This window comes from Pontivivens nitratireducens (assembly GCF_014235845.1).
Taxonomy (GTDB): Bacteria; Pseudomonadota; Alphaproteobacteria; order Rhodobacterales; family Rhodobacteraceae; genus Pontivivens; species Pontivivens nitratireducens.
In genome coordinates, this window is the sequence record NZ_JACJUQ010000002.1 from 175,568 (window position 1) to 199,203 (window position 23,636).

Annotated in this window: 21 protein-coding genes and 1 tRNA gene; 11 read left to right on the plus strand and 11 right to left on the minus strand. The window is 62.4% G+C overall.

Translation table 11 applies throughout. The features are described 5' to 3' along the window. The first annotated feature begins 12 nt into the window (after window positions 1-12). Complete coding sequence (locus H1S03_RS03610) at window positions 13-1,272, plus strand: glutamate-5-semialdehyde dehydrogenase (protein ID WP_185803203.1); 1,260 nt, start codon at window positions 13-15, stop codon at window positions 1,270-1,272. 1 nt (window position 1,273) lies between these two features. Next, the gene (locus H1S03_RS03615; protein WP_185803204.1) at window positions 1,274-1,630 is read left to right on the plus strand and encodes a VOC family protein; all 357 of its coding nucleotides are present in this window, start codon (window positions 1,274-1,276) and stop codon (window positions 1,628-1,630) included. A 60-nt stretch (window positions 1,631-1,690) separates the two neighbouring features. On the opposite strand, the gene mepK is transcribed toward H1S03_RS03615, so the two are convergent. After that, the gene (mepK, locus tag H1S03_RS03620) at window positions 1,691-2,257 is read right to left on the minus strand and encodes a peptidoglycan L,D-endopeptidase MepK (protein WP_166192229.1); all 567 of its coding nucleotides are present in this window, start codon (window positions 2,255-2,257) and stop codon (window positions 1,691-1,693) included. Window positions 2,258-2,608: 351 nt separating this feature from the next. On the opposite strand from mepK, the gene H1S03_RS03625 reads away from it, so the two are divergent. The 4 genes from H1S03_RS03625 to H1S03_RS03640 all read left to right on the plus strand — a co-directional run bounded on the left by H1S03_RS03625 (window position 2,609) and on the right by H1S03_RS03640 (window position 7,025). Then, window positions 2,609-4,318 (plus strand): L,D-transpeptidase family protein, encoded by a 1,710-nt coding sequence (locus H1S03_RS03625; RefSeq protein WP_185803205.1) that lies wholly within the window; start codon window positions 2,609-2,611, stop codon window positions 4,316-4,318. 111 nt (window positions 4,319-4,429) lie between these two features. Continuing rightward, complete coding sequence (gene lpxD / locus H1S03_RS03630) at window positions 4,430-5,518, plus strand: UDP-3-O-(3-hydroxymyristoyl)glucosamine N-acyltransferase (protein WP_185803206.1); 1,089 nt, start codon at window positions 4,430-4,432, stop codon at window positions 5,516-5,518. 30 nt (window positions 5,519-5,548) lie between these two features. Continuing rightward, window positions 5,549-5,815 (plus strand): acyl carrier protein, encoded by a 267-nt coding sequence (locus tag H1S03_RS03635; RefSeq protein WP_166192220.1) that lies wholly within the window; start codon window positions 5,549-5,551, stop codon window positions 5,813-5,815. A gap of 1 nt (window position 5,816) precedes the next feature. Next, complete coding sequence (locus H1S03_RS03640; protein ID WP_185803207.1) at window positions 5,817-7,025, plus strand: beta-ketoacyl-[acyl-carrier-protein] synthase family protein; 1,209 nt, start codon at window positions 5,817-5,819, stop codon at window positions 7,023-7,025. Window positions 7,026-7,078: 53 nt separating this feature from the next. Here H1S03_RS03640 and H1S03_RS03645 read toward each other — a convergent pair whose 3' ends face one another. After that, complete coding sequence (locus H1S03_RS03645; RefSeq protein ID WP_185803208.1) at window positions 7,079-7,696, minus strand: invasion associated locus B family protein; 618 nt, start codon at window positions 7,694-7,696, stop codon at window positions 7,079-7,081. Between the two features lie 400 nt (window positions 7,697-8,096). Here H1S03_RS03645 and H1S03_RS03650 point away from each other — a divergent pair, with 400 nt between their 5' ends. Continuing rightward, window positions 8,097-9,656, plus strand: coding sequence for a helicase HerA-like domain-containing protein (locus H1S03_RS03650; protein ID WP_185803209.1), 1,560 nt, complete (start codon window positions 8,097-8,099; stop codon window positions 9,654-9,656). 112 nt (window positions 9,657-9,768) lie between these two features. Here the strand turns inward: H1S03_RS03650 and H1S03_RS03655 are convergent, their stop codons facing one another. The 3 genes from H1S03_RS03655 to H1S03_RS03665 form a co-directional block, all read right to left on the minus strand. Continuing rightward, window positions 9,769-11,058: an HlyC/CorC family transporter gene (locus H1S03_RS03655; protein WP_185803210.1), complete on the minus strand. Its 1,290-nt coding sequence runs from the start codon at window positions 11,056-11,058 to the stop codon at window positions 9,769-9,771. 141 nt (window positions 11,059-11,199) lie between these two features. Beyond that, window positions 11,200-12,078 carry an alpha/beta fold hydrolase gene (locus H1S03_RS03660; RefSeq protein ID WP_185803211.1) on the minus strand — a complete coding sequence of 293 codons (879 nt, stop codon included), beginning with the start codon at window positions 12,076-12,078 and terminating at the stop codon, window positions 11,200-11,202. A 24-nt stretch (window positions 12,079-12,102) separates the two neighbouring features. Next, on the minus strand, window positions 12,103-13,323 hold the full coding sequence (locus tag H1S03_RS03665; RefSeq protein WP_185803345.1) for a bifunctional alpha/beta hydrolase/OsmC family protein: 1,221 nt from the start codon (window positions 13,321-13,323) through the stop codon (window positions 12,103-12,105). Between the two features lie 495 nt (window positions 13,324-13,818). Here H1S03_RS03665 and H1S03_RS03670 point away from each other — a divergent pair, with 495 nt between their 5' ends. Next, complete coding sequence (locus H1S03_RS03670; RefSeq protein ID WP_185803212.1) at window positions 13,819-14,580, plus strand: heme-dependent oxidative N-demethylase family protein; 762 nt, start codon at window positions 13,819-13,821, stop codon at window positions 14,578-14,580. Between the two features lie 43 nt (window positions 14,581-14,623). Here the strand turns inward: H1S03_RS03670 and glnA are convergent, their stop codons facing one another. Together glnA and H1S03_RS03680 are read right to left on the minus strand one after the other, a co-directional pair. After that, window positions 14,624-16,033 carry a type I glutamate--ammonia ligase gene (glnA, locus tag H1S03_RS03675; RefSeq protein ID WP_166192197.1) on the minus strand — a complete coding sequence of 470 codons (1,410 nt, stop codon included), beginning with the start codon at window positions 16,031-16,033 and terminating at the stop codon, window positions 14,624-14,626. A gap of 45 nt (window positions 16,034-16,078) precedes the next feature. Further along, window positions 16,079-16,417, minus strand: a complete 339-nt coding sequence (locus H1S03_RS03680; RefSeq protein ID WP_185803213.1) for a P-II family nitrogen regulator — start codon at window positions 16,415-16,417, stop codon at window positions 16,079-16,081. A gap of 166 nt (window positions 16,418-16,583) precedes the next feature. Here H1S03_RS03680 and H1S03_RS03685 point away from each other — a divergent pair, with 166 nt between their 5' ends. The 3 genes from H1S03_RS03685 (at window position 16,584) to tig (ending at window position 19,696) form a co-directional block, all read left to right on the plus strand. Continuing rightward, window positions 16,584-18,152 (plus strand): NAD(P)H-hydrate dehydratase, encoded by a 1,569-nt coding sequence (locus tag H1S03_RS03685; RefSeq protein WP_185803214.1) that lies wholly within the window; start codon window positions 16,584-16,586, stop codon window positions 18,150-18,152. Window positions 18,153-18,222: 70 nt separating this feature from the next. Then, window positions 18,223-18,307, plus strand: a tRNA-Leu gene (locus H1S03_RS03690). A gap of 57 nt (window positions 18,308-18,364) precedes the next feature. Continuing rightward, window positions 18,365-19,696: a trigger factor gene (gene tig / locus H1S03_RS03695; protein WP_185803215.1), complete on the plus strand. Its 1,332-nt coding sequence runs from the start codon at window positions 18,365-18,367 to the stop codon at window positions 19,694-19,696. A gap of 229 nt (window positions 19,697-19,925) precedes the next feature. Here the strand turns inward: tig and H1S03_RS03700 are convergent, their stop codons facing one another. From H1S03_RS03700 to H1S03_RS03715, 4 genes are all read right to left on the minus strand, one after another. Then, window positions 19,926-20,570, minus strand: a complete 645-nt coding sequence (locus tag H1S03_RS03700; protein WP_185803216.1) for a hypothetical protein — start codon at window positions 20,568-20,570, stop codon at window positions 19,926-19,928. Further along, complete coding sequence (locus H1S03_RS03705) at window positions 20,570-20,941, minus strand: hypothetical protein (protein ID WP_185803217.1); 372 nt, start codon at window positions 20,939-20,941, stop codon at window positions 20,570-20,572. The genes H1S03_RS03700 and H1S03_RS03705 overlap by 1 nt, the downstream gene beginning before the upstream one ends. A gap of 82 nt (window positions 20,942-21,023) precedes the next feature. After that, entirely contained in the window at window positions 21,024-22,676 is a 1,653-nt protein-coding gene (locus H1S03_RS03710; protein WP_185803218.1) for a flavin monoamine oxidase family protein, read from the minus strand. After that, entirely contained in the window at window positions 22,673-23,443 is a 771-nt protein-coding gene (locus H1S03_RS03715; RefSeq protein WP_185803219.1) for a carbon-nitrogen hydrolase family protein, read from the minus strand. Before H1S03_RS03715 ends, H1S03_RS03710 begins: the two co-directional genes overlap by 4 nt. Window positions 23,444-23,636: the final 193 nt, after the last annotated feature.

Genomic DNA, 23,636 nt, shown 5'->3' on the forward strand with positions numbered 1-23,636 from the left:
GCGGACAGGGCGATGAACGACATGGATGTGCGCGGCATGATGGCCGCGATAGGCGAGGCGGCACGGATGGCAGCGGCGGAGCTGGCCTTTGCGCCAGCCGAAAGCAAACGCCATGCGCTTAACGCCGCCGCCGCTTCCGTGGACGCGTCGGTAGAGGCGATCATCGCCGCCAATGCCGAGGATATGGCGTTCGGGCGCGACAAGGGCCTGTCTGCCGCGATGCTGGACCGCCTGGAGCTGAACGCGGCGCGAATCGCGGGCATCTCCGCCGGTTTGCGCGCCATTGCGGCGCAGGATGATCCCGTGGGCGCGGTGATCGCGGAATGGGACATGCCCTCCGGCCTGAACATCCGCAGAGTGCGCACACCGATCGGCGTGATCGGCGTCATCTACGAAAGCCGCCCCAACGTGACAGCGGATGCTGGGGCCTTGTGCCTGAAGGCCGGCAACGCGGTGATTTTGCGCGGCGGGTCCGAGAGCTTCCATTCCTCCACTGCGATCCACGGCTGCCTGATCGCGGGGTTGCGGGCCGCGGGCTTGCCCGAAACGGCGATACAACTGGTCCCCACCCGCGACCGCGCGGCGGTGGGGCAGATGCTGACGATGACCGACCATATCGACGTGATCGTTCCGCGCGGCGGCAAGGGGCTGGTCGCGCGTGTGCAGGCGGATGCGCGGGTGCCGGTTTTTGCCCATCTCGAAGGGATATGCCACGTTTACGTCGATGCCGCTGCCGATCTGGAAAAGGCCCGTGCCGTCGTGCTGAACGCCAAGACCCGGCGCACCGGCATCTGCGGCTCGGCCGAGACGTTGCTGGTTGATCGCGCGTTCCTGGACCGGCACGAGGCGATCATCCGCGACCTGCTGGATGCCGGGGTGGAGGTCAGGGGCGATGCGGACATCGCGAAGATTTCCGGCGTCACGCCCGCGCAGGGCAGCGATTTCGGCACCGAATTCCTCGACATGATTATCGCGGCGAAGGTGGTGGACGGGGTGGATGGCGCAATCGCGCATATCCGCACCTACGGCTCGAACCACACGGATGCAGTGATAACCGAGGATGACGCCGTGGCGGAGCGGTTCTTCCAACGGCTGGACAGTGCCATTCTGATGCGGAACGCCTCGACGCAATTCGCGGATGGGGGCGAGTTCGGCATGGGGGCGGAGATCGGCATCGCGACAGGCAAGCTCCACGCACGCGGCCCGGTCGGGGCGGAGCAGCTGACCAGCTTCAAATACCTCGTCACCGGCGACGGAACGATCCGGCCCTGACATGGCGGTGCTGCGGATCGTTCCCCATATCCATGGCGATCCGCCGGCGCTGTCCGATTTCTACAGGGCCGTCTTCGATCTCAACGTCATGATGGATCTGGGCTGGATCCGCTTTGTCGCGGCCCCGGCGCGTCAATCCGTGCAACTGGGGCTGGCCTCCGCCGGGGGATCGGGCAATCCCGCCCCCGATATCTCGATCGAGGTGGACGATCTGGATGCCACATTGGCGCGGGCCCGATCTGTGGGAGCGGAGATCACCTACGGGCCGGTGGTCGAGGATTGGGGCGTGCGCCGCTTCTTCCTGCGCGATCCGGCGGGCTATCTGCTGAACGTGCTGACCCACATTGAACGGGACTGAATACGAAAAGGCCTCGCCGTGGTGGCGAGGCCCTTTTCAAGTGCAGTAAATTTTCTGGTATTAGCCGCGCCAGGTTCTGACCGGGCCGCAATCGAAGTGCACGAAGTTGGAGCGGGAATAGCGCCCGACGCCACCGGCATTACAGGCAACACCAGCCTGATACATGTTCTGAACCGACCGGGTGGAGAGGCGAAGATCCGCCGCCATGGCCCGCATGTGGTAGGAATTGCGCGCGACACCGCGCGTCGTGGCACGCAGGGCGTTGTTTGTCTCAGGGCTGCGATAGCCGGACATCAGCTGGTAAGGTTCCGTCGTGTCCATCATGCGCGATGCGGCGGCCATGATGTCGATGGTCCGCACATCGACGGCACGCAATTCATTGCGGCGCCAGTCGCGGAACAGGAAGTTGATTTCGTCCAGAACCTGCGGAATGTACTCACCCTCGACCCAGTAAACGCTGTCGAGACGCTCACCCGTGCGGGGGTTGTAAATCTTGATGCTGCGGATGTCGCCGGCCCCGGTCAAAACACCGGGAGTACCGGCGAAGGAGGGAGCCGCGGCAATTGCACTCAGGCCGACAAGACCACCCAGTACATTACGTCGGGAAACGATACTCGTCTCGGTCATAATCAAAATCCTTAGTCTGTCCCAGTGGTTGCGGCCTTCGGTGGTGCCCGTGGCCGCTTGAGAATGTTATGCCACAGGGCTTTTTTTCGACCAAGTGGCAGTTGTGCAGCAACGAATTTGGAAGTTTTGCGTTATACAGAGTCACAGGCGCCGTAGTTCGTTCGCATTTGTTCCGTATTTTACGGAGTGTGAGGAGGGCTCGGCAAAGTTTCGGCGGTAATTCGCCAGTTGAGGATGGTCACCACGTATTGATCGGCAAAGTTCCGCCGGAAATGTGGTGACCGAAAACTGTGTCAAAGGACATATGCAGTGTACCAATTTAGCAACTCATCGATTTTCGGCGCGGTTTCCATGCTCGCACTCGTGGCGGGAGGCGGCGTCTTCGCACAATCGAATCTGGAAAGTGACCCTCTGGACGCGGCTGTTTCCGCGGCGCCGGCATGGCAGGAACTGGCCGATCTGATGCAGGCCGAGGCGCCGCAGGATGTGGCCGCGTTCTATGCCGGACGGGACTATCAGCCGCTGTTCATGGCGAATGACGCCGAATTGGCGCGCGGCGTGATCGACGCGCTGGATCAGCAGCGGGCCCATGCGCTGCCCGAATGGGTGGAGCGGATGCAACCGTTGAGCCGCCACGTCGCGGCTGCCCTGGATGGTCAACTGACGGCGGAGGGGGAGCTTGCCTTTGCGAATGCATTCGTCGCTCTGGGCAAATCCCGGCTCGCCGGTGTGGTCGTGCCGACACGATTGAGCGCGGACATGCATGTGTTTCCCCCGGAAATCGAGGCGCGCGATCTGCTGTCCGATCTGGCCGCGTCCGCCGATCCGATACGTCATATTGTCAACCTGTCACCTGACCACCCCGATTATGCCCCCTTGCTGGAACTGCGGGCTGATCTGGAGCAGGTCGTCGCCAACGGGGGCTGGGGTGCCGCCGATATACCGTCTGGCCCGTCCGTCGGTCCGGGTGAGAGGGACAGCCGCGTTCCGGCGATCCGTGCCAGGCTTGCGGCGCTGGGTGATATAGAGGAAGGACGGGTCACCGCTCGCGCTGCGGATCCCGATGCGTTCGACGATACACCGCTGGATGCGCAGCCACTGCCCGCAGGGGCTGAGACTGTTTCCGGCTCTGCCCAGTCATCTAACCTGATGGATGAGGCAACGGTCGCCGCGCTGAAGGCATTTCAGATCCGCCACGGCCTGAACGACGATGGTGTCGTCGGCCCGAAAACGCTCGCCGCGCTCAACACGACTGCGGGTGATCGTTTGCAGCAGGTCATGGTCAATCTGGAACGCATTCGCTGGACCAACTGGGATCTGGAGGAAAAGCAGATCTACGTCAATCTGCCCGACTACCGCATGTTCCTGCGCGAGGGGGGCGAGGAGCTGTTCACCACCCGCGTCGTCATCGGACTGCCCAAGCACCAGACCGTCGAATTCTCGGACACCATGACGCATATGGTGGTCAATCCGACCTGGACGGTTCCGCGCTCCATCGCGACGGAGGAGATCCTGCCGGCGCTGCGGCGCAACCCGAACTATCTGAACGAAAACAACATGACGCTGATAGATGACGGAACCGGTGTGTGGACCCCGCCAGATACCTCGCTCATCAACTGGGATAACTTCTCGCAGAGCTATTTTCCGTGGTGGGTGCGCCAACAGCCCGGGCCGGGCAACTCGCTGGGCAATGTGAAGTTCATGTTCCCCAACCAGTTCGCGATCTATCTGCACGATACGCCTTCCCGCAGTCTGTTTGCTCGGGATGCGCGGGCCTTTAGCCACGGCTGCGTTCGCGTCGCGGACCCCACAGGTCTGGCCGAAATGTTGCTGAGCCCGCAGGCCAGCGATCCCTTGGCGGAGTTTGAGCGTCATCGCGCGACGGGTCGGGAAACGACGGTCAATCTGAACAGCCGCCCCGCGGTACATATCGACTATCGCACGGTCTGGATCGACGACAGCGGGCAGGTTCAGTATCGCGACGATATCTATGGTCGCGATGCACTGGTGCTGGATGCCTTGCAGGAACTGGGTGTCCGGGTGGGCATGGCGCAGGGCTGATTTCCCCGCTGACCCTGCGTCCGGCCGCCGCGACTGGCCGCACGCAGGCCAGCCACGCCTTTCATCATCGTCGTTCGCACTTTATATCAGTGCTGAAATGGAGTGCGGACGATGGACCTTACGATAGAAAAGATTGCCGAGCAGATCGGCGCAGAGGCCGTTGGGGATATCACCCTGCGACCGGTTCGCCCGCGTCAGCCGGATGAGGCCGGAGCCGATGATCTGGCCCTGGCGATGGATGATGCGTTCGTGGCGCAGCTTGCCGACAGTCCCGTGCGCATGGCGGTTCTGCGTGAGGGCACCGACTGGCAGGCCCTGGGCCTGACTGCGGCCGTTCTGGTCAGCAGACCACGCTACGCGATGGCCGGTCTCTCACGCCTGTTCGAGCGCAAACCCGCGCGGGACGGGATACATCCCAGCGCCATCGTCGATCCGACCGCCCAGCTTGCCCCGGACGTGACCGTCGGCGCGCTGGCCGTGATCGGGGCCCGCACGCGCATCGGTGCCGGGGGGCGCATTGATCCGCAGGTTACCGTCGGTGACGATGTAACGATAGGCGAGGATGCGTGTCTGATGGCGGGTTGCCGCATCGGCAGCGAGGTGCGCATCGGGGATCGTTTCATCGGCCAGATGAACGCGGTGATCGGCGGCGACGGTTTCTCCTTCGTCACGGCCCAGCCCAGCGCGGTTGAGGATTACATGGCCGCCGGCACGATCAGCGCCTCGATGAAACCGGACCGGCACGAAAGGATCAACTCCCTCGGGTCGGTCGTGATCGGCGACGATGTGGAGGTCGGCTCCTGCTCGGTCATCGACAAGGGCACCGTTTCGGACACGCGCATCGGCAACGGGGTTAAGGTCGATGCGCATGTGATGATCGGTCACAACGTGCAGGTGGACGATACGACGCTGTTATGCGCGCAGGTCGGCATCGCCGGTTCGACGAAGATCGGCAAACGGGTCGTTCTGGGCGGGCGTGTCGGTGTCGCGGATCATATCAGCATCGGGGACGATTCCATCGCGCTGGCAGGCTCGGGCGTGACCACACGGGTTCCCGAACGCACTGTCGTCATGGGCTATCCCGCGTTGAAGCAGGAAACGTTCATGAAGATGTTCAAGGCTATGCGTCGCCTGCCGATGATGTCCGAGAAACTGAACGCGCTTCACAAATTGGTTTCAAACACCGAAAACAAAAGCTAAGACCCGAACCGACGCAACGAGGGCCGACCGATGTCCGATGAAGTTACCGAAAAGATGCGCGCGATCATCGCGGAGCAAGCCGTTCTGGACCCTTCGGAGGTCAGCATGGATGCAACGCTGGACGATCTGGGGATCGACAGTCTGGGACTGGTGGAGGCGGTGTTCGCGATCGAAGAGGAATTCGACGTACAGGTTCCGTTCAACGCGAATGATCCGCAGGACTCGCAGTTCGACATCTCGAACGTGCAGAGCATGGTGAACGCGGTCAAGCAACTGGTCGCGGCAAAGCCGGCCTAGGATGCGCCGTGTCGTCATAACAGGGCAGGGTGCGATCAACGCGCTCGGCCACAGTGCGGGGGAAACCTGCGCCGCGATGCGCGAGGGGCGCAACGGCATCGGCCGCTTGCATTTCCGCGACGTGGAACGTCTGTCGATCCAGATCGGCGGGCAGGTGCGCGATTACGACCCGGCCACGCGGTTCAGCCGTCAGCAGCTGTCGCTCTACGATCCCAACACCCAGTTCGCCCTGATCGCGGCCGCCGAGGCCATGGCCCAGTCAGGGCTTAAGATCGACGACGCACTGGCCCCGCGAACCGGTGTTGTCATGGGCAATTCCGGTGGCGGGCTTCAAACCATAGATGAGAATTACCGTACGGTGTATGAGGAGGGGAAGAACCGCGTTCATCCCTTCGTCATTCCCCGGTTGATGAACAATGCCGCTGCCTCCCATATCTCGATGACCTACGGGTTGAAGGGACCGACCTATACCGTGTCCACCGCCTGTGCGTCGTCCAACCATGCGATGGGACAGGCGTTCGAGACGATCAAGCTGGGCAATGCCGACGCGATGTTGACGGGTGGATCGGAATCCATGCTGGTCTTCGGCGGGATCAAGGCGTGGGAGGGGCTGCGCGTCATGTCGCGTGACGCCTGCCGCCCCTTCTCGAAGAACCGCAACGGCATGGTGCAGGGTGAGGGGGCGGCGGTCTTCGTCTTCGAGGAATACGAGCATGCCCGCGCGCGCGGGGCCGAGATCTTGGCCGAGGTCACGGGCTTCGCGATGAGCTCGGACGCCTCGGACATCGTGATGCCCAGCCGCGAGGGGGCCGTGCGCGCCATGCGCGGCGCCCTGCGCTCGGCGGGGGCGGATGCTTCGAAGGTGGGCTATATCAATGCGCACGGCACAGGAACGGCTGCGAATGACCGCTCTGAATGTGCGGCGGTGCGTGAAGTTTTCGGCGCTCACGCGGACGAATTGATGATCTCCGCCACCAAGTCGATGCACGGTCATCTGATCGGCGGCACCGGCGCGGTGGAGCTGTTGGCCTGCATCATGGCCCTGCGTGAGGGGGTCATCGCGCCGACCATCGGATATGAGCTGCCGGACCCGGATTGCGATCTGGACGTGGTGCCGAACGAGGCGCGCGATGCCGATGTCTCACTGGTGTTGAGCAACGCCTTTGCCTTTGGCGGATTGAACGCGGTTCTGGCCTTGCAGCGGGTCTGAACGAAAAAGGGACGCCGCAGCGCCCCTTTCCCCCGAATGATCGTTATCGGCTTCTATTGCAGTGCCTCGTAGGCGGCGGTGAAGCCCGCCAGACTGATCGTCAGCTCGATCGGGTTTTCCTGTACGTTGATCGCGGACACGGTCAGCGTCAGGTTGTTGCCGGCCTTCATCGCGTCCACCTGACCCTGGTTCAGGCCGAACCGTGCGACGCAGCCGCTTTCGACGCAAAAGCTGTACTGGAATTGCTGGGCACGACCCTGATCGACGCGAAACACCACGCCCTCGGGCAGGATGACGCCCAGCGGGAACACAGCCGTAATCCCGGCAGCAGCGGGGGAGCCGGCTGCCAGCTTGAGCAGCGAGAATTCGGCAGCAGGCCGACCCAGATCGTTGTTCGCGATCTGGAACAGGATGCATTCATCCGTATCGCCCACGCAACGCAGTTCCCAATCGTTGAACTGGTTCACCACCGTATCGGGAACGCCGCCCGTCCGCTCCACCGCGGGGGTCGCCGGGGCTTCCGGTTCCGGCTCAGGCTGTGGCGCGGGGGCCGGAGCGGGCGCAGGCGCAGGCGCTGGTGCGGAAAAGCCGGTGGTCGGGCCGTCCTGGGCGAAGGTGCCTGTGCCCAGGGAGCACAGAAGTGCTGTTATAGCGATGGCGCGAAAAGTCATGTCGGACCCCGTTTTATGTCAAACCAATTATCACTCAGGCCTATGGCCAATCGTGCCGACCGATATACGCCGCGTGCGCCCACCGGACAGGCTGTCGCCGCAAAGACCTGTCAGCTTAGCCATGCGCTGTCAACGCGATGCCATTGCCGTAGGATACACCTAGTCCAGAACGAAAAAAGGACACCCGATCGGGTGCCCTTTTCCACATCCGCGTTTCGCGGTTATATCCCTGTCAGACTGGGCGTACCGTTGCCATGAATGAACGCTACGTAATGAATGCGAACCCGTCAATAGGCCGTGTACGCAAACCCTGTAACGAAGCTGTGCGACGCGATTTGGCAATGGCCTGAGCGGCCCGAACCTGTAATCTGTCCCGACACCGCAGCGGCAGGAGAGCATGATGAACGACAGTATTTTTACCGGCGGCGGTGGTCCGGCACAGGATCAGGCGCAACTGCTGAAACTGAAATACGCCAACCGCCATGGCCTGATCGCGGGGGCCACAGGTACGGGAAAGACGGTGACGTTGCAGATTCTGGCCGAGGGGTTTTCGGCTGCGGGCGTACCGGTTTTCCTGTCCGACGTGAAGGGCGATCTGGCCGGTTTGTGCCAGCCCGGATCGGCGTCGTCGCCCATGCACGCCAATCTGATGGAACGCGCAGGCACCATCGGCCTCGACCCATACGAGTATGCGGCCTTTCCGGTCACGTTCTGGGACATGTTCGGTGAGAAAGGCCATCCCGTGCGCACCACCGTCGCGGAGATGGGGCCGTTGCTGCTGGCCCGCTTGCTGGAGCTGAGCGAGGCGCAGGAGGGGGTCCTCAACATCGCGTTCCGCGTCGCGGACGAACAGGGGCTGGCCCTGCTGGATCTGAAGGATTTACAGGCGCTTCTGGTGTGGGTGGGGGAAAATGGGTCCGAGCTTAGCTTGCGCTACGGCAATGTCTCTCGCGCCTCGGTCGGGACCATTCAGCGCCGGTTGCTGGTGCTGGAAAATCAGGGCGGCGCGTTGCTGTTCGGGGAACCCGCGCTCAACCTCGATGACATGATCGCGCTCGACGCGGACGGTCGCGGGCGGATCAACGTGCTGGCCGCAGACAGGTTGATGCAGGCACCGGGGCTTTACGCGACCTTCCTTCTGTGGTTGCTCAGTGAGCTGTTCGAGCAATTGCCCGAGGTAGGCGATCCCGACAAGCCGCGTTTCGTGTTCTTCTTCGACGAGGCGCACCTGCTGTTCGACGATGCGCCGGACGCGCTGATAGACAAGGTTGAGCAGGTGGCCCGTCTGATCCGGTCCAAAGGGGTCGGCGTCTGGTTCGTGACGCAGAACCCCGATGACATACCGCCTGACATCCTGGGTCAGCTGGGCAACCGCGTGCAGCACGCCCTGCGCGCCTACACCCCGCGCGATCAAAAGGGCCTGCGCGCCGCCGCCGAAACGTTCCGCCCCAATCCCCGCTTCGATACGGAGGATGCCATCCGCGAGGTCGGCATAGGTGAGGCCGTCACCAGCTATCTGCAAAAGAAGGGCGTGCCCGGCATTGCCGAACGCACGCTGATCCGGCCACCATCCTCACGCATGGGACCGATCACCGATGCGGAACGCGGGGGCGTTATGGCCGCCTCGGCGTTGGGGGCGAAATACGATGTGGCGCTCGACCGGGAAAGCGCGTTCGAGATCCTGAGAAAACGCGCCGAGTCCGCTGTCGAGGCGGAGGAGGAGCCAGTCGAGGCACCCGCCCCCGACCGATCCTATCGCGGCAGTCACAGCGCGCCGACCTCACGTGAATATAACAGCGGGCGTCGCTACAGCCCCGGATCGGTGAAGACCGGCGGCAGCCGCTCCCGCTCGGACAGCGTTGCGAAAACGTTCGGAAAATCCCTCGCACGTCAGCTCGGCACGCAAATGGGGCGTCAGATCACGCGGGGCGTCCTGGGTGGCCTGTTCCGCGGGCGCTAGTGAGGCGCGCGACGCTGGCCGGTGGAGCGTTCGGCTATGTCTTTAGGGCCGGGCCAGGTGGGCTCCCCTAGCCCCCGATGCCGGTTTAACAGTCGCGCGTTGCTGGCGAAGGCTACAGCGGGCGAATGCGCAGTTTGTGCAGGCGATTGCGTTCCCGCTCCACCACTTCGATGCGAAACCCGCCGAACGAGAAGACCTGACCCGTGGTGGGGATCGTCTGCGCCTCGTGTATGACCAGCCCGGCGATGGTGTTCGCCTCCTCATCGGGCAGGGACCAGTCGGTTGCGCGGTTCAGGTCGCGGATGCTCATCGTGCCCTCGACCAGCACGGTTCCGTCTGCGAAACGCTCGATACCCTCGACCTCCACATCGGTCTCATCGGTGATGTCACCAACGATCTCCTCCAGAATATCCTCCAGCGTCACCAATCCTTGCAGGGCGCCGTATTCATCGACCACCAGTGCGAAATGGCTGTGGCGGTGCAGGAACGCGCGCATCTGGTCGTCAAGTGTGGTGGCGTCGGGGACGAACCACGGTTCCATCACCACGTCCATCACATCGAAATTGGCCAGCGCGCTCAGACCACCCTCACCACGGATCAGCTTGTCCACCGCGCGCAGCAAGTCCTTTGCATGGATCACGCCGACGATGTTTTCCGGCTCGTTGCGGAACACCGGAATGCGGGTGTGGGGGGAGCGGAGGCAGGTGTCGAGGATCTGCTCCGGCGGCAATTCGGCGTCGATCATCTCGATATTGCGCCGGTGGATCATGATCTCCTCCACGGTGCGCAGCTTCAGGTCGAGCGCGGCGAGCAAGCGGTCGCGGTCGTCCTTTTCCACGGTCCCCTCGGATGCGTGAAGGGTGATCGCCTCCGCGATTTCCTCATGGGCCATGATCTGCGCCTCCGGATCGGTCGGCACGCCGAAGATCCGCAATGTTACCCGCACGATGAAGCGCACGAAATTGACGACGGGGGCCAGAATCTTGACGATCAGCCCGATAGGCAGCGCGACGAAGGCGGCCATCCTCTCAGGATTGATGATGGCATAGGTCTTGGGCAGAACCTCGGCAAAGATCAGGACCAGCGCGGTCATTATCAGCGTCGCCGCCGCAACCCCGTTTTCGCCAAGCAACGTCGTGAACAAAGCGGTCGCCAGCGAGGTCGCCAGAATGTTGGCGAGGTTGTTGCCCAGCAGGATGCCCCCGATCAGACGCTCGGAATCTTCCTTCAGATGCAGCGCGCGCGCGGAGCCTTCCCCCTCCATCCCGTGCAGCTTGGCACGGTTCGCCGCTGTCAGAGCGGTTTCGGAACCGGAAAAGAAGGCGGACACGAATAGCAGGACCAGGATCGCCAGCGCCGGCAGCCAGATCGCGGCGTCCGTGATGCTCAAGGTTTCTTCCATGCTTCATTCTCCCGAATGTGACTGGTCGTTGCGTGCCCCCTTCTTATGGTGTCTCAGGCGGAACACGACAAGCGGCTGCGCGATATGCGGGCGGCGCAAAAGCCCGCCCGGCGGCCAGCCTGACCTGACAAAACAGCTGGCTCAAACTTTGCGCAGCCAATCCCGCATGGTTTGCGCCACATCCGCCGGTCGCTGGTGGTGCAGCCAGTGATCGCAGTCCTGAAACGACACGCGGGTCAGATCGTCACACAGCTCGTCCAGCCCGTGCGTCGCCTCGGGCAACAGGGCCGTGTCGCCCGCGCCCCAGATCAGCAAATGCGGCATGGTCACGCGCAGGTCCGCCTGCGCCCAGTCGGGCAGGGGGCGGGGCTGGCCCAGGGGTGCCACCTCCACCGGAGAGGCGCGATACCAGCTCACCATCCCCTCCACCGCGTTTGGACGGGACCATTCACGCACATAGAAGTCGCGGGTCGGGCCATCCATCCAGCCCATGTCCATATTTGCCGCGAACAACCCTGACAGCCGGGCGAAATCATCGGCACGCAGAACGTCCTCAACCCCGGGTTCGCGCAGCCAGTCGATATAGGCGCTGGCGGTGGATTGCGGCCCTCCTGCGCTGAGCGCACGTTGAAAGCAGACCGGATGCACCCCGTTCATCACGATCAGTGCCTCGATCCTGTCCGGCAGGGCGAATGCAGCGGCATAGGCGACGGCGGCACCCCAGTCATGCCCGACCAGCTTGATCCGGTCCTGCCCGGTATGTTCGATCACCGCCAACAGGTCGGTCAGCAGGTGCTTCATCGCGAATCCGTCTAGGTCGGGCGCGGGATTGCGGCTGACACCAAAGCCCCGCTGGTCGAAGGCGAAGCAGCGATATTCCGGCAGCGCCCGCATCACCTGCCGCCAAGCCAGGGCATGTTCGGGAAAACCGTGCAGGAACACCAGAACCGGCGCCCCCTCCGGCCCGCTGTGGATCAGCCGGGTCGGGTGGCCGTCAATGTTGAGCGTGGTTTCGTGCATGGGGCCAGCGTGGCGCGCCACGCCTCAATCTGCAAGCTGCGTGGTGATATGGGCCTGCGCCTTCAACGTGTGGTGGACCGGGCATTTGTCCGCGATTTCCAGCAACTTCGCACGTTCGGCCTCGCTCAACTCACCCTCCAGCCGGACGACGCGATGCAGATGGTCGATGCGGGCATCTGTCTGAGGGCAGGCCGCGCAGTCCGCCGCGTGGACCTTGTCATGCGTCACATCCACCGAGACATGCGACAGGGCCAGCCCCTTGCGCCGCGCATACATGCGCAGGGTCATCGAGGTACAGGCCCCCAGCCCGGCCCCCAGCAACTGATAGGGCGTCAGTCCACGGTCGGTCCCGCCATGGGATTTGGGTTCATCCGCCAGAATATGATGCCGGGGGCCGGCGTTGATGTCCTGAAGGAAGCCGTCCGGATCCGCCTCCGAAACCCGCACGATCCCGTCGGGCGCGCCAGCGGGTCTGGCAGGCGGGGTCAGGTCGATATAGCGCGCGGCCCAGCTTGCAATGACCTCCGCCGCGTATTCGGCATCCTCACCCCGTGTCAGCAGGTGGTCTGCCCCGTCGAGCGTCACGAAGCTCTTGGGGTGGCGCGCGGCCATGAACAGGTCCGATGCGTTGTCTATACCAACCACGCTATCACTGGGCGCATGCAGGATCAGCAACGCGCGTTTCATCTTGCTGATCGCCTCGGTCAGACGCGCGGCCTTCACATCGTCGAGGAATTCGCGCCGGATCGTGAACCGGCGTCCGCCCAGATCGACCTGCGCCTGACCGGTTCGCTCGATCTCCTCGATCTGGTTTCCGAAATTGACGGTGACGTGGTGCGGATCGGCAGGCGCGCCGATGGTGGTGACCGCCTTGGCGCTGACGATATCGGGTGCGGCGGCCAGAACGGCCGCCCCGCCCAGCGAATGCCCGATCAGCTGGTCAGGGGCCATTCCCATGCCGCTCAGATGACGGGCCGCCAGGCGCAGATCCTCGACATTCGAGGTGAAATGCGTGTTGGCGAACTCACCCTCGGAATGTCCCAGCCCGGTGAAGTCGAACCGCAGGACGGCAATGCCCTCCTGCGCCAGCCGGGCCGCGATTCGGCGGGCCGCGGGAATGTCCTTGGAGCAGGTGAAGCAGTGGGCAAAGATCGCCGTCGCCAGATGCGGCCCCTCGGGGCGATCCAGTCGCGCGGCCAGCATCTGACCCGTATGCCCCTCGAACGTCAGTTTTTCCGTCGCCATGACATCCCCGTTCATTGCTGATTCATCGGGCTCCATTTAGGCACGGCCCCGATGCGTTGGACAGATCGCATCCGCCAATGACCAAGTCGCGTTACTTCAGAAGGCCGTGCGTTTGCATGATGAAATCAGTTAAAGGTGGGAAATCAACAAAAGGTGGCCTGATATCACAAATTCGTTGTCAGACTGACGTAATGGACTACGCTCCTTCGTGAAATCTGCGAAGGATCAACCTTGGAACAGTCACGGCACCCGAACGCTTTGCCTCAGCCGACGCATGTACCGGTTCTTGAAAAGTTGCGGAATGACTTGCTGTGCGCGCACGAACGGGCCAGCCGGAACGGGTGTCTCGCAACGGCACAGGCGCTGCAACTGGCGGTCGAAATGCTGGAGGTCGAGCAGGATCCTGCATTCTTGCCGGTCCGATTCGACGACGCGCCGCGGGGCTGAACCCGCGCCATGCCATTGATCTTGCAACATCCCGTGCAAACCCCGTGGATGAAGCCTGCCACACGCCGCAATCCCGGTGTGCAACCGCTCGATCCGCATGACTGGTTGCAGCGCGATGCGTGTCATGCGGATCAGATGGCATTGCGAAACCATCTGATCGACACAAGACGCGAGCAGGTTTTCGGCTGTGGCGATGACATGGCGCCCTCGGTCGAGGTGTGCGAACTGGTTGGGCGGACGCTGGGCGTGGACATACCGCCGGACGGCGATCATCCGTTGATCCGTGCCGCGCGACAGGTTCAGGAGGATCTGCTGATCCTGCAACGCCAGGGCAAGGAACGACAGGGCGAGGACTGGGTGCTGACCGACGGCGTTCTGTGCTTCCCCTCCCATTGGACGCTGTCGCAAAAGCTGGGCCGACCGCTGGACGCGATCCACGAACCGGTGCCGTTTTATGCCGGCGATCTGGCCCGGCGGGTACAGCGGCTGTTCGATGCGATCCGCGTGGAACAGCCGCTGTGGCGGGCGAACTGGCTGATCTACCCGGATGCGGACCTGTTCCATCCTCGTCGGGAATATGAGGAAAAGCGCGCTGACTGGTCTGGTGAACTCTACATCCGTGTCGAACGGCAGAGCCTGGTCAAGCTGCCGCAAACCGGTGCGATCGTTTTCAGCATCAAGACGGATATCTGCCCGCTGGCTGGGCTGAACACGGCGCAGCGGGCAGGGCTTCTCGCCGCGTTCGACGATCTGCCGCCTGTACAGCGCGCATACAAGGGCGGGGATCGGGTTCGGGCGCTGCTAACGTAAAAGGGCGCCCCGTGGGACACCCTTTCGTTTCGATTTCAATGAATTAGCAGGAGTAGTACAGCTTGTACTCAATCGGGTGCGGCGTGTGCTCGTAGGCATAGACCTCTTCCCATTTCAGATCGCAATAGGCGTCGATCTGTTCCTTGCTGAAGACGTTGCCCGCCGTCAGGAATTCATAATCCTTCTGAAGTTCGTCGAGCGCCTCACGAAGGCTGGCGCAGACGGTCGGGATCTCGGCCAGTTCCTCGGGGGGCAGGTCGTAGAGATCCTTGTCGTTCGCCTCGCCGGGATCGATCTTGTTGGCGATGCCGTCCAGGCCGGCCATCAGCAGGGCCGCGAAGCACAGATACGGGTTGGCGGACGGATCGGGGAAGCGGGCCTCGACACGCTTTGCCTTGGGGCTTTCCGTCCACGGAATACGCACGCAGCCCGAACGGTTGGACGCGGAATACGCACGCAGGACCGGCGCTTCGAAGCCGGGGATCAGACGCTTGTAGGAGTTGGTGGACGGGTTCGTGAAGGCGTTCAGCGCCTTCGCGTGCTTGAGGATACCGCCGATGAAATACAGCGCCTCATCCGACAGGTCGGCGTATTTGTCGCCTGCGAACAGCGGCTTGCCATCCTTCCAGATCGACATGTTCACGTGCATCCCGGTGCCGTTGTCGCCTGCCATCGGCTTGGGCATGAAGGTCGCCGTCTTGCCATAGGCGTCGGCCACATTGTGGATGACGTACTTGTATTTCTGAAGGTTGTCGGCCTGCTTGGTCAGCGAGTCGAAGATCATGCCCAGTTCGTGCTGGTTCGACGCGACCTCGTGGTGGTGCTTGTCGACCTTGATGCCCATCCGCTTCATGGTGGACAGCATTTCCGAGCGCAGATCCTGTGCGGGATCGACCGGGTTCACGGGGAAGTAGCCGCCCTTGATGCCCGGACGGTGGCCGGTATTGCCCATTTCGTACTGGGCGTCGGTGTTCCAGGCGCCGTCAACCGCATCGACCTCGAAGGACACCTTGTTCATCGCGACGGAGTAGCGCACGTCGTCGAAGATGAAGAATTCCGCCTCGGGGCCGCAATAGAACACGTCGCCCATGCCGGAGGATTTCAGGTATGCCTCGGCCCGCTCCGCGGTGCCGCGCGGGTCTCGATCATAGATCTCGCCGGTGTCCGGCTCAACCACGGTGCAGTGCACGCACAGCGTCTTCTCAGCATAAAACGGGTCGAGATATGCGCTGGACACGTCCGCCATCAGTTTCATGTCGGAATTGTTGATCGCCTTCCAGCCCGCAATGGACGAGCCGTCGAACATGAAGCCTTCTTCGAGGAAGTCCTCATCGACCAGATCGCTGACCACGGTCACGTGCTGCAATTTGCCGCGCGGGTCGGTGAAACGAATATCGACATAGGCGATATCCTCATCCTTGATCATCTTCACGAGATCGGAGTTTGCACTCATCGGTTTTCCTCTCAGCTTTATTCTTAGGGGGGGTTGCGTCGGAGATCAGAGCGCGTCGGCGCCCTCTTCTCCGGTCCGAATACGAATGGCGTGGCTCACGTCCATCACGAAAATCTTGCCATCACCGATCTTGCCGGTCTTGGCTGCATTCACGATCGCCTCGATCGCGGGGTCTACCATCGCGTCGTCGATCACGACCTCGATCTTAACCTTGGGCAGGAAATCCACGACGTATTCCGCGCCGCGATACAGTTCGGTGTGACCCTTCTGCCGACCGAAACCCTTTGCCTCGATCACGGAGAGGCCTTGAATGCCGACCTCCTGAAGCGCCTCTTTCACCTCGTCGAGTTTGAAGGGTTTGATGATCGCTTCGATCTTCTTCATGGGTAGGGTCCTCTACGACGGTTCTTTGAACGGATACCAAACACCGGGCGTCCGGCATTTCAATCCTGTGATAAATGAGGCGATACGTCCATTTGTCGATTCCCGAGTTTCTGCACAAAGTTTGTGCAATGTGCCTGAAAACCGGGCGATTTGAGAAGGAAGCACCATGCCCGAACTCCTGACCGCCGACCAGATGCGCGCCGTGGAGCGGGCAGCAATCGACACTGGCCACGTAACCGGGCTTGATCTGATGGAGCGCGCCGGACGCGGCGTGATCGCGGCGGTGCTGGAACACTGGCCGCATTTCGCAGTGACCCCGGGCAGGGCCGCCGTGCTGTGCGGACCCGGTAACAATGGCGGGGACGGGTTCGTCGTGGCGCGGCTGCTGCGCGACCGGGGCTGGGACGTGACGGTGTTCGCCTATGGCGAGGTTGCGAAACTGCCCCCGGATGCCGCGATCAACGCGCAACGTTGGACCGATGCCGCGCCCGTTCAGCCCGCATCCTTGTTCACTGACCTGCGCGGGGAATACGACCTTATCGTCGATGCGATTCTGGGAATCGGTGCCACCCGTCCCTTGCAGGGCGCAATCGAGGCTACGGTGAAGTTCCTCAATGAATATAAGCCCGGCGAACGCAAGCCCGGCGGCAACCGCCGAATCGTTTCCGTGGATTTGCCGACAGGTCTGTGCTCGGACAGTGGGCGTCCGCTCGGGCGTGCGGTGCGGGCCGATCTGACGGTCACGTTCCACCGGGCCAAACCGGGGCATTACCTTTCGGACGGACCGGCGCATTGCGGACGGCTGAGCGTCCAGCCGCTCGACCTCGATCATCCGCATGAAATCGTTCCCGCCACTCTTATCGGCGAGGATACACTCAAACGGGGACAGGTTCCCTCTCTGGGTAAGGCTGCTGGAGGGCACAAGTTTTCGCATGGTCATGCGGTGATCGCCGCAGGCTCCGTCGGAAAGGGGGGGGCAGCCCGGCTGTCGGCGCGTGCCGCCCTTCGGATCGGGGCGGGGCTGGTCACGGTCGCCCCTCCGCCCGCCGCGTTGATCGAGAATGCCGCGCATCTCGACGCGATCATGCTGCACGCCATCCGTGATGCCCGTGGGCTGGAGGAGATGCTGACGGATGAGCGGATCAAGGCCCTGTGCCTCGGCCCCGGTCTTGGCAGGGATCGCGCGCGTGATCTGGTCCCGGTGGCACTGACCGCATCGCGTGGCACGGTGCTGGACGCTGACGCCCTGTCCGCCTTTGCCGACGAACCGCAGGAATTGTTCGCGATGCTGCACGGCAGATGCGTCCTGACACCCCATGGGGGCGAGTTTGCGCGTCTGTTTCCCGACATCGCCGACCGGCTCGATGCGATGCCGGCGCGCGGCCCGGCCTTTTCCAGAATGGATGCGGCGCGCGCAGCCGCCGCACGCGCGGGATGTACCGTCTTGTTTAAGGGGCCGGATACCGTTGTCGCGGATCCGGACGGACGCGTCAGCCTCAATCCCGCCGTTTACGCCCGTGCGGCGCCGTGGCTGGCCACTGCAGGTTCGGGGGACGTGCTTTCGGGCATGATCGCAGGGCTGCTCGCCCGGGGCGACACCCCCCATGAGGCCGCTGCCACGGCGGCCTGGCTGCATACGGAATGTGCCCTGGAATTCGGCCCCGGCCTGATCGCGGAGGACCTGCCGGAGCAGATCCCGGCGGTTCTGCGGCGGCTCAGCGCCAATTCCCCCTAGCGTCCCCCCCGGCGCTCTGCTATCCGAGGCCGGATTTCGCGAAGGAAACTTCAGCGGATTACGGCCCGATGCGGGCGTGGTGGAATTGGTAGACACGCCAGATTTAGGTTCTGGTGCCGCAAGGCGTGGGGGTTCGAGTCCCTTCGCCCGCACCAACGGGCCGCCGGAACAAGATGTGACGCCCCCTGTGGGCATAGACTGAGGTGAGACGAATGCAGGTCAACGAGACCCAGAACGAAGGCCTGAAGCGGGGCTACGAGATCACGATGTCGGCGTCCGAGCTGGAAGCCAAGGTGGACGAAAAGCTCGAAGCGGCACGTCCCGAAGTACAGATGAAGGGCTTTCGCAAGGGCAAGGTCCCCAAGGCGCTGCTGAAAAAACAGTTCGGCAAGTCCGTTCTGGGCGAGGCGATGCAGGAAGGGATCGACGAGGCGCTGAAGTCGCATTTCGACTCCACCGGCGATCGTCCCGCCATGCAGCCCAACGTCACGATGAAGAACGAGGACTGGAAAGAGGGCGACGATGTCGTCGTCGATGTGTCCTACGAAAAACTGCCCGAAATCCCCGAGGTCGATTTCGCCTCCCTGACCGTCGAGAAGATGACCGCCACCGTCGATGATGAGGCCGTGGACGAAGCGCTGAACAACCTCGCCGCCACTGCCCAGAATTTCGAGAAGCGGCGCAAGGGCTCCAAGGCGAAGGACGGCGATCAGGTCACGATGGATTTCGTGGGCAAGATCGACGGTGAGGCATTCGAGGGCGGCTCCGCCGAGGATTTCCCGCTGGTGCTCGGCTCCGGCCAGTTCATCCCCGGCTTCGAGGAGCAGCTGGTGGGCGTGAAGGAAGGTGAGGAGAAAGCCGTCGAGGTTTCCTTCCCCGAGGACTATCAGGCCCCGAACCTGGCCGGAAAGGCCGCCGTGTTCGACGTGACCATCAAGGCTGTGTCCGAGCCGAAGCCGGCCGAGGTCAATGACGAGCTGGCGACGAAATACGGTGCCGAGGATCTTGAGGCGCTGAAGGGCCAGTTGCGCGAACGTCTGGCCGCCGAATACGCCAATGCCGCGCGCACCGTGACCAAGCGCAATCTGCTGGATGCGCTGGACAAGGCCGTGGACTTCGACCTGCCGCCCTCGATGCTGGACTCCGAGGCGCAACAGATCGCGCATCAGCTCTGGCATGAGGAAAACCCCGAGGTCGAGGGCCACAACCACGAGAAGATCGAACCGACCGAGGAGCACATCGCGCTGGCCACCCGCCGCGTCCGCCTCGGCCTGCTGTTGGCCGAGGTCGGTCAGAAGCAGGAAATCCAGGTCTCCGATCAGGAACTGCAACAGGCGGTGTTCCGTCAGGCGCAGCAATATCCCGGTCAGGAAAAGGCGTTCTTCGACTTCATCCAGTCCAACCAGCAGGCGCTGCAGCAAATCCGCGCACCCCTGTTCGAGGACAAGGTTGTGGATCACATCTTGGAGCAGGCAAAGATCGAGGAGAAGACCGTCACCAAGGACGAGCTTCAAAAGGCGATCGAGGACATGGACGAGGAGTAATCCTCTCCATTTCGAAATAGGAAAGGGCGTCCTCCAGATAATCCGGGGGGCGCCCTTTTGATTGATAAATGCGATTATGCACAGGGGCGCATGTGACTGGCATCGCAATGGCAAGCGGCTGGCAGGTTTGCCAGAGGTGGCGAAAGGTTAACGTGCGTTGGGTGGGAACGGATCTTCGGGTCTCGGGCAGGGCTGTCTCCCGACATAGCGAAAAACCTTGGCCCTTCAATCAATAGGTCCTGATGTCGCCAACCATATGGTGGGTAACCAGGAATGGTTCGTATTTCAGGCGTCGGCTCGGCACCGGGACCAGCCCGTACATCAATCGACTCGACTGGTCGAATTGAGTAACGTGATCCACGCCGTGACTGTGTAGCAGCTCATGAAGGATCAGGCGGGCCGCGAAGATCCGGCAGATATCATTCTTGGGATGTACCAGCGATGCACAGTCCAACCTTTGGCCGATCAGATAACTTCCTGAATTTTGGACCGCACAGCCATCGAACGTTCTGATGGACATCCTCATGGTTTCGTCGCCGAGTTTTGGACAGCCCGCAATCTTCTCGACGATTTCGAGCGTGAGCAGATCGTGCCGCGGCTTTGTGAAATGCTCAGCTGTCTGCAAAGCGCGTCCAAGCTGCAGCGTACTGTCCAGATGCACGATTGGTATGAGGGTCACACACGTGCCGTCACAGAAGGTTTCCGACACAATCGTGTTGATGACTTCGAAGACATCATGCGTGTCACCCGCGAGATGATCGAGGCCAGCCGGGATCACCACATCAATTTTGATGGGATCTATGTCCTGCGCAAACGAAGGCCCGGTGCCGAGCAGAACGCAGATCACCATCAGAATGGTCGCGCGCGTCGCCATTACCGCAACAGGAAGACTTCGACCGCGTTGCCGTCGATTTCCACGGTAAGAGAATTGCCCGCAATCGCGCCGCCAGAATCCGCGAAGGCCACTGCCAATCCTTCGCAAACCATATTGGCAGCTTGGGTGCCCGCAGCGATTGCACCCATCTGCGGAATGAGCGGCGCGATGATCGCGGAAAGATCAGCTGCGGCGGCAATTGCATTGCAAGTCGCGGCCATGACCTGCTGACCTGTCTCAATTCCAGTTTGCAGCGACTGCGAGAATTCTTCGGTAACTTGGTCATTCTCGTCATCGAACCAAGTGCAAGTTGACGCAGATAAAAGGAGAAAGCACAATCCAATAGATGCAATACGATTGAAATTTATCATGTCATACCTCCTCCATTCAAGCTTATATTACCCCAAGTCCCCTCCGAATTCTGTATCTTTTTTTACAAATATATTTTTTAACTCAGTTTCCCAATTCGACCGGCCCCAGATCCTTCCAACAGTCGCCGGGACCGGGATTGTTGCGTTCCGTCTGGCCCCCCAGATGATGCATCACACCCCACACGGCGTTGAGGGCGGTGGATACTGCCCCCTCGACCCAGCCGGGTGTCCAGCTGACATCGTCCCCCGCCAGGAAGACACCCTTTTCGGCGCGGGCATGGCGGTCTTGCATGAAGTGGGAATACATCCGGTGGTTGTATCGGTAATGACCGGGCAGGGCACCCTTGAAGGCGCCGAGGAAATTGGGGTCCGCCTCCCAACTGACGGTGATGGGATCGCCGATGATGTGGCCGCGAATGTCCACGTCGGGATAGATCTTCTCCAACGCGCCCAGGGCCAGTGCGACGCGCTTTTCGGTCGGCAGGGGTAACATCTTCAGCGCGTCGGTCATCCAGGCATAGCTGAGGCACATCACGCCGGGCCGCCCCTCACCCTGATCCAGCAAATAGGTGCCGCGCGTCAGCCGGTCGGTTAGGGTCATGGACATGACTTCGCGCCCGTCCGCGTCCCGATCCCGCCAGAACGCCCGGTCCGTCATCACGAAGGTCTTGGAGCTTTGCATGTAGCGGGTCCGGTCCAGCGCCATCCACAATTTGGGTGAGAACAGCTCCTCCTGCGTGTCGATGGCGGTGGTCATCAGCCAGCTTTGACAGGTGACGATCATCGCCTCGAATGTCTGCGTGCTGCCCCAGACATCTGTGACGGACAGCCTGCCGGCATCGTCGCGGAAGATCTTCGCCGCACCCGGGCGCGGGGCGCCATTGTGCAACGATTTCAGGGACGTGCCGTGGGGCCAGTGCACGGGCCGGACAGGGGAATGGGCGAACAGTCCCTGCGGCACCTGCGCCGCGCCACCCGCGATCATGTGCTGATTCTCGTCCAGTTCCGTCAGGTTTACGCGCAGAATCTCCAGCATCGAGTTCGGAAAGTCGCTGTCCCAGCCCCCAGTGCCGAATCCGACCTGTCCGAAGACCTCCCGATGGTGGAAGGACAGCTTTTGAAACGCATCCGAGGACACGACGAAATCGTAGAAGGTCCGCTCATCCCACGCGGCGACCAACGGGTCCCAGATCGTCTTGATCCGCGCCGGCTCGCGGGCCGCGATTGCCGCCTTCAGGTCCGAGAACCTTGCCCCTTCCTCCAACGCGGAATCGTAGGCCTCGGCCACTTCGCGGTAGAGGTCGGGTAGATCGTCCAGCGTTTCGGCATAGTGCCTGCGCCCCTCGATCTCGATCACCGTCGAACCTGCGGCTGGGGTCAGCGGGTTTGGAAAGGGCCGCGTCTTTAACCCCAGTTTGTTGACGTAGTGGTAAAAGGCCCGCGACGATTTCGGGAACCGCATTCCGCCCAGTTCCGCCACGATATCCGTCTGCCCGACGAAGGGCTGTGAGCGCAGACGCCCGCCGATCTGGCCCGGTTCATAGATGACGGGATGCAGACCCATGCGCATCAATTCGTAAGCCGCGGTAACGCCCGCCATGCCCGCGCCGATCACCGCGACCTTCGCCCCGTGCATTTTCGCCGGTACGGCCCCCAGCCCGGCAGGGTGGCCCAGCCACTTGTCGTAGGAAAACGGGAAATCGGGACCGAATGCGGTTACGGTATCTGGGCTCATTCGTAGAGCTCCGTCCGGGTCTGGGAGAGATAATCGAGATCGCCGCGGACCCGCGTCACATCGTCCCGGTCTATATTGCCAAGGACCAAGCCCGTTGCATCCCCCGCGCGGGCCAGATCCTCACCATCCGGTCCCACGATACAGCTCAGCCCGCAATAGTCGAACATGCCGTCGGGGCCGGTGAAATTGGCGTAGCCGATGGCCAGACCGTTTTCGTGGGCCCGCGCGGGCACCAGCCGCGTGGCGACGCCGGTATAGGGATGCATGTTTGCGGTCGGAACCAGCAACACCTCCGCTCCGCGCCGGGCCAGGCTGCGAGCCAGTTCGGGAAACTCGATGTCGAAACAGATCGCCAGCGCGCATCGCAATCCGCAAAAGTCGAAGACCTCGGACAAGGCATCCCCTGCGACGAATTGCGCGCGGTCCACATCGCCGTAAAGATGCGTCTTGCGATAGGATGTGATCAACGTGCCGCTGGCGTCGAACAGGGCGACGGTGTTGAAACCTCCGGCCTCCGGCCCGCCGACCAGTATCGCGATGGCGTGCTTTCGCGCGATCCCGGCAGCCTGTTCCCACAGACCGGCGTCCAGCGTGCTCTGCCGTTCATCCAGGGCCGCGCGGCCGACCGTATAGCCGCTCAGATACATCTCGGGCGTCATCAGCAGGTCCGCGCCGCTTGCCTTTGCCTCCGCCGCAGCGTCGGACAGGCGTTTGACCGCACGCGCGGGTGTGACGGTGGGCGGGGCTTGCATCAGGGCGAGGCGCATGGGCTTTCCTTGGCTGATCTGCACGTGTCACGAGTTTCGCCCGCCCGGCGGCAAGGTCAACGAAGGATTTCTCTCAGAGCATCCGCAAGCCATCGCCGGGCCAAATATCTGCCCGCCGCAGGGGCGCTACCCTACGTGCCTTTGACCAACATGTCCGAGGTGCCCTTGCAGACCCCCCGGCGCGTCATTACAC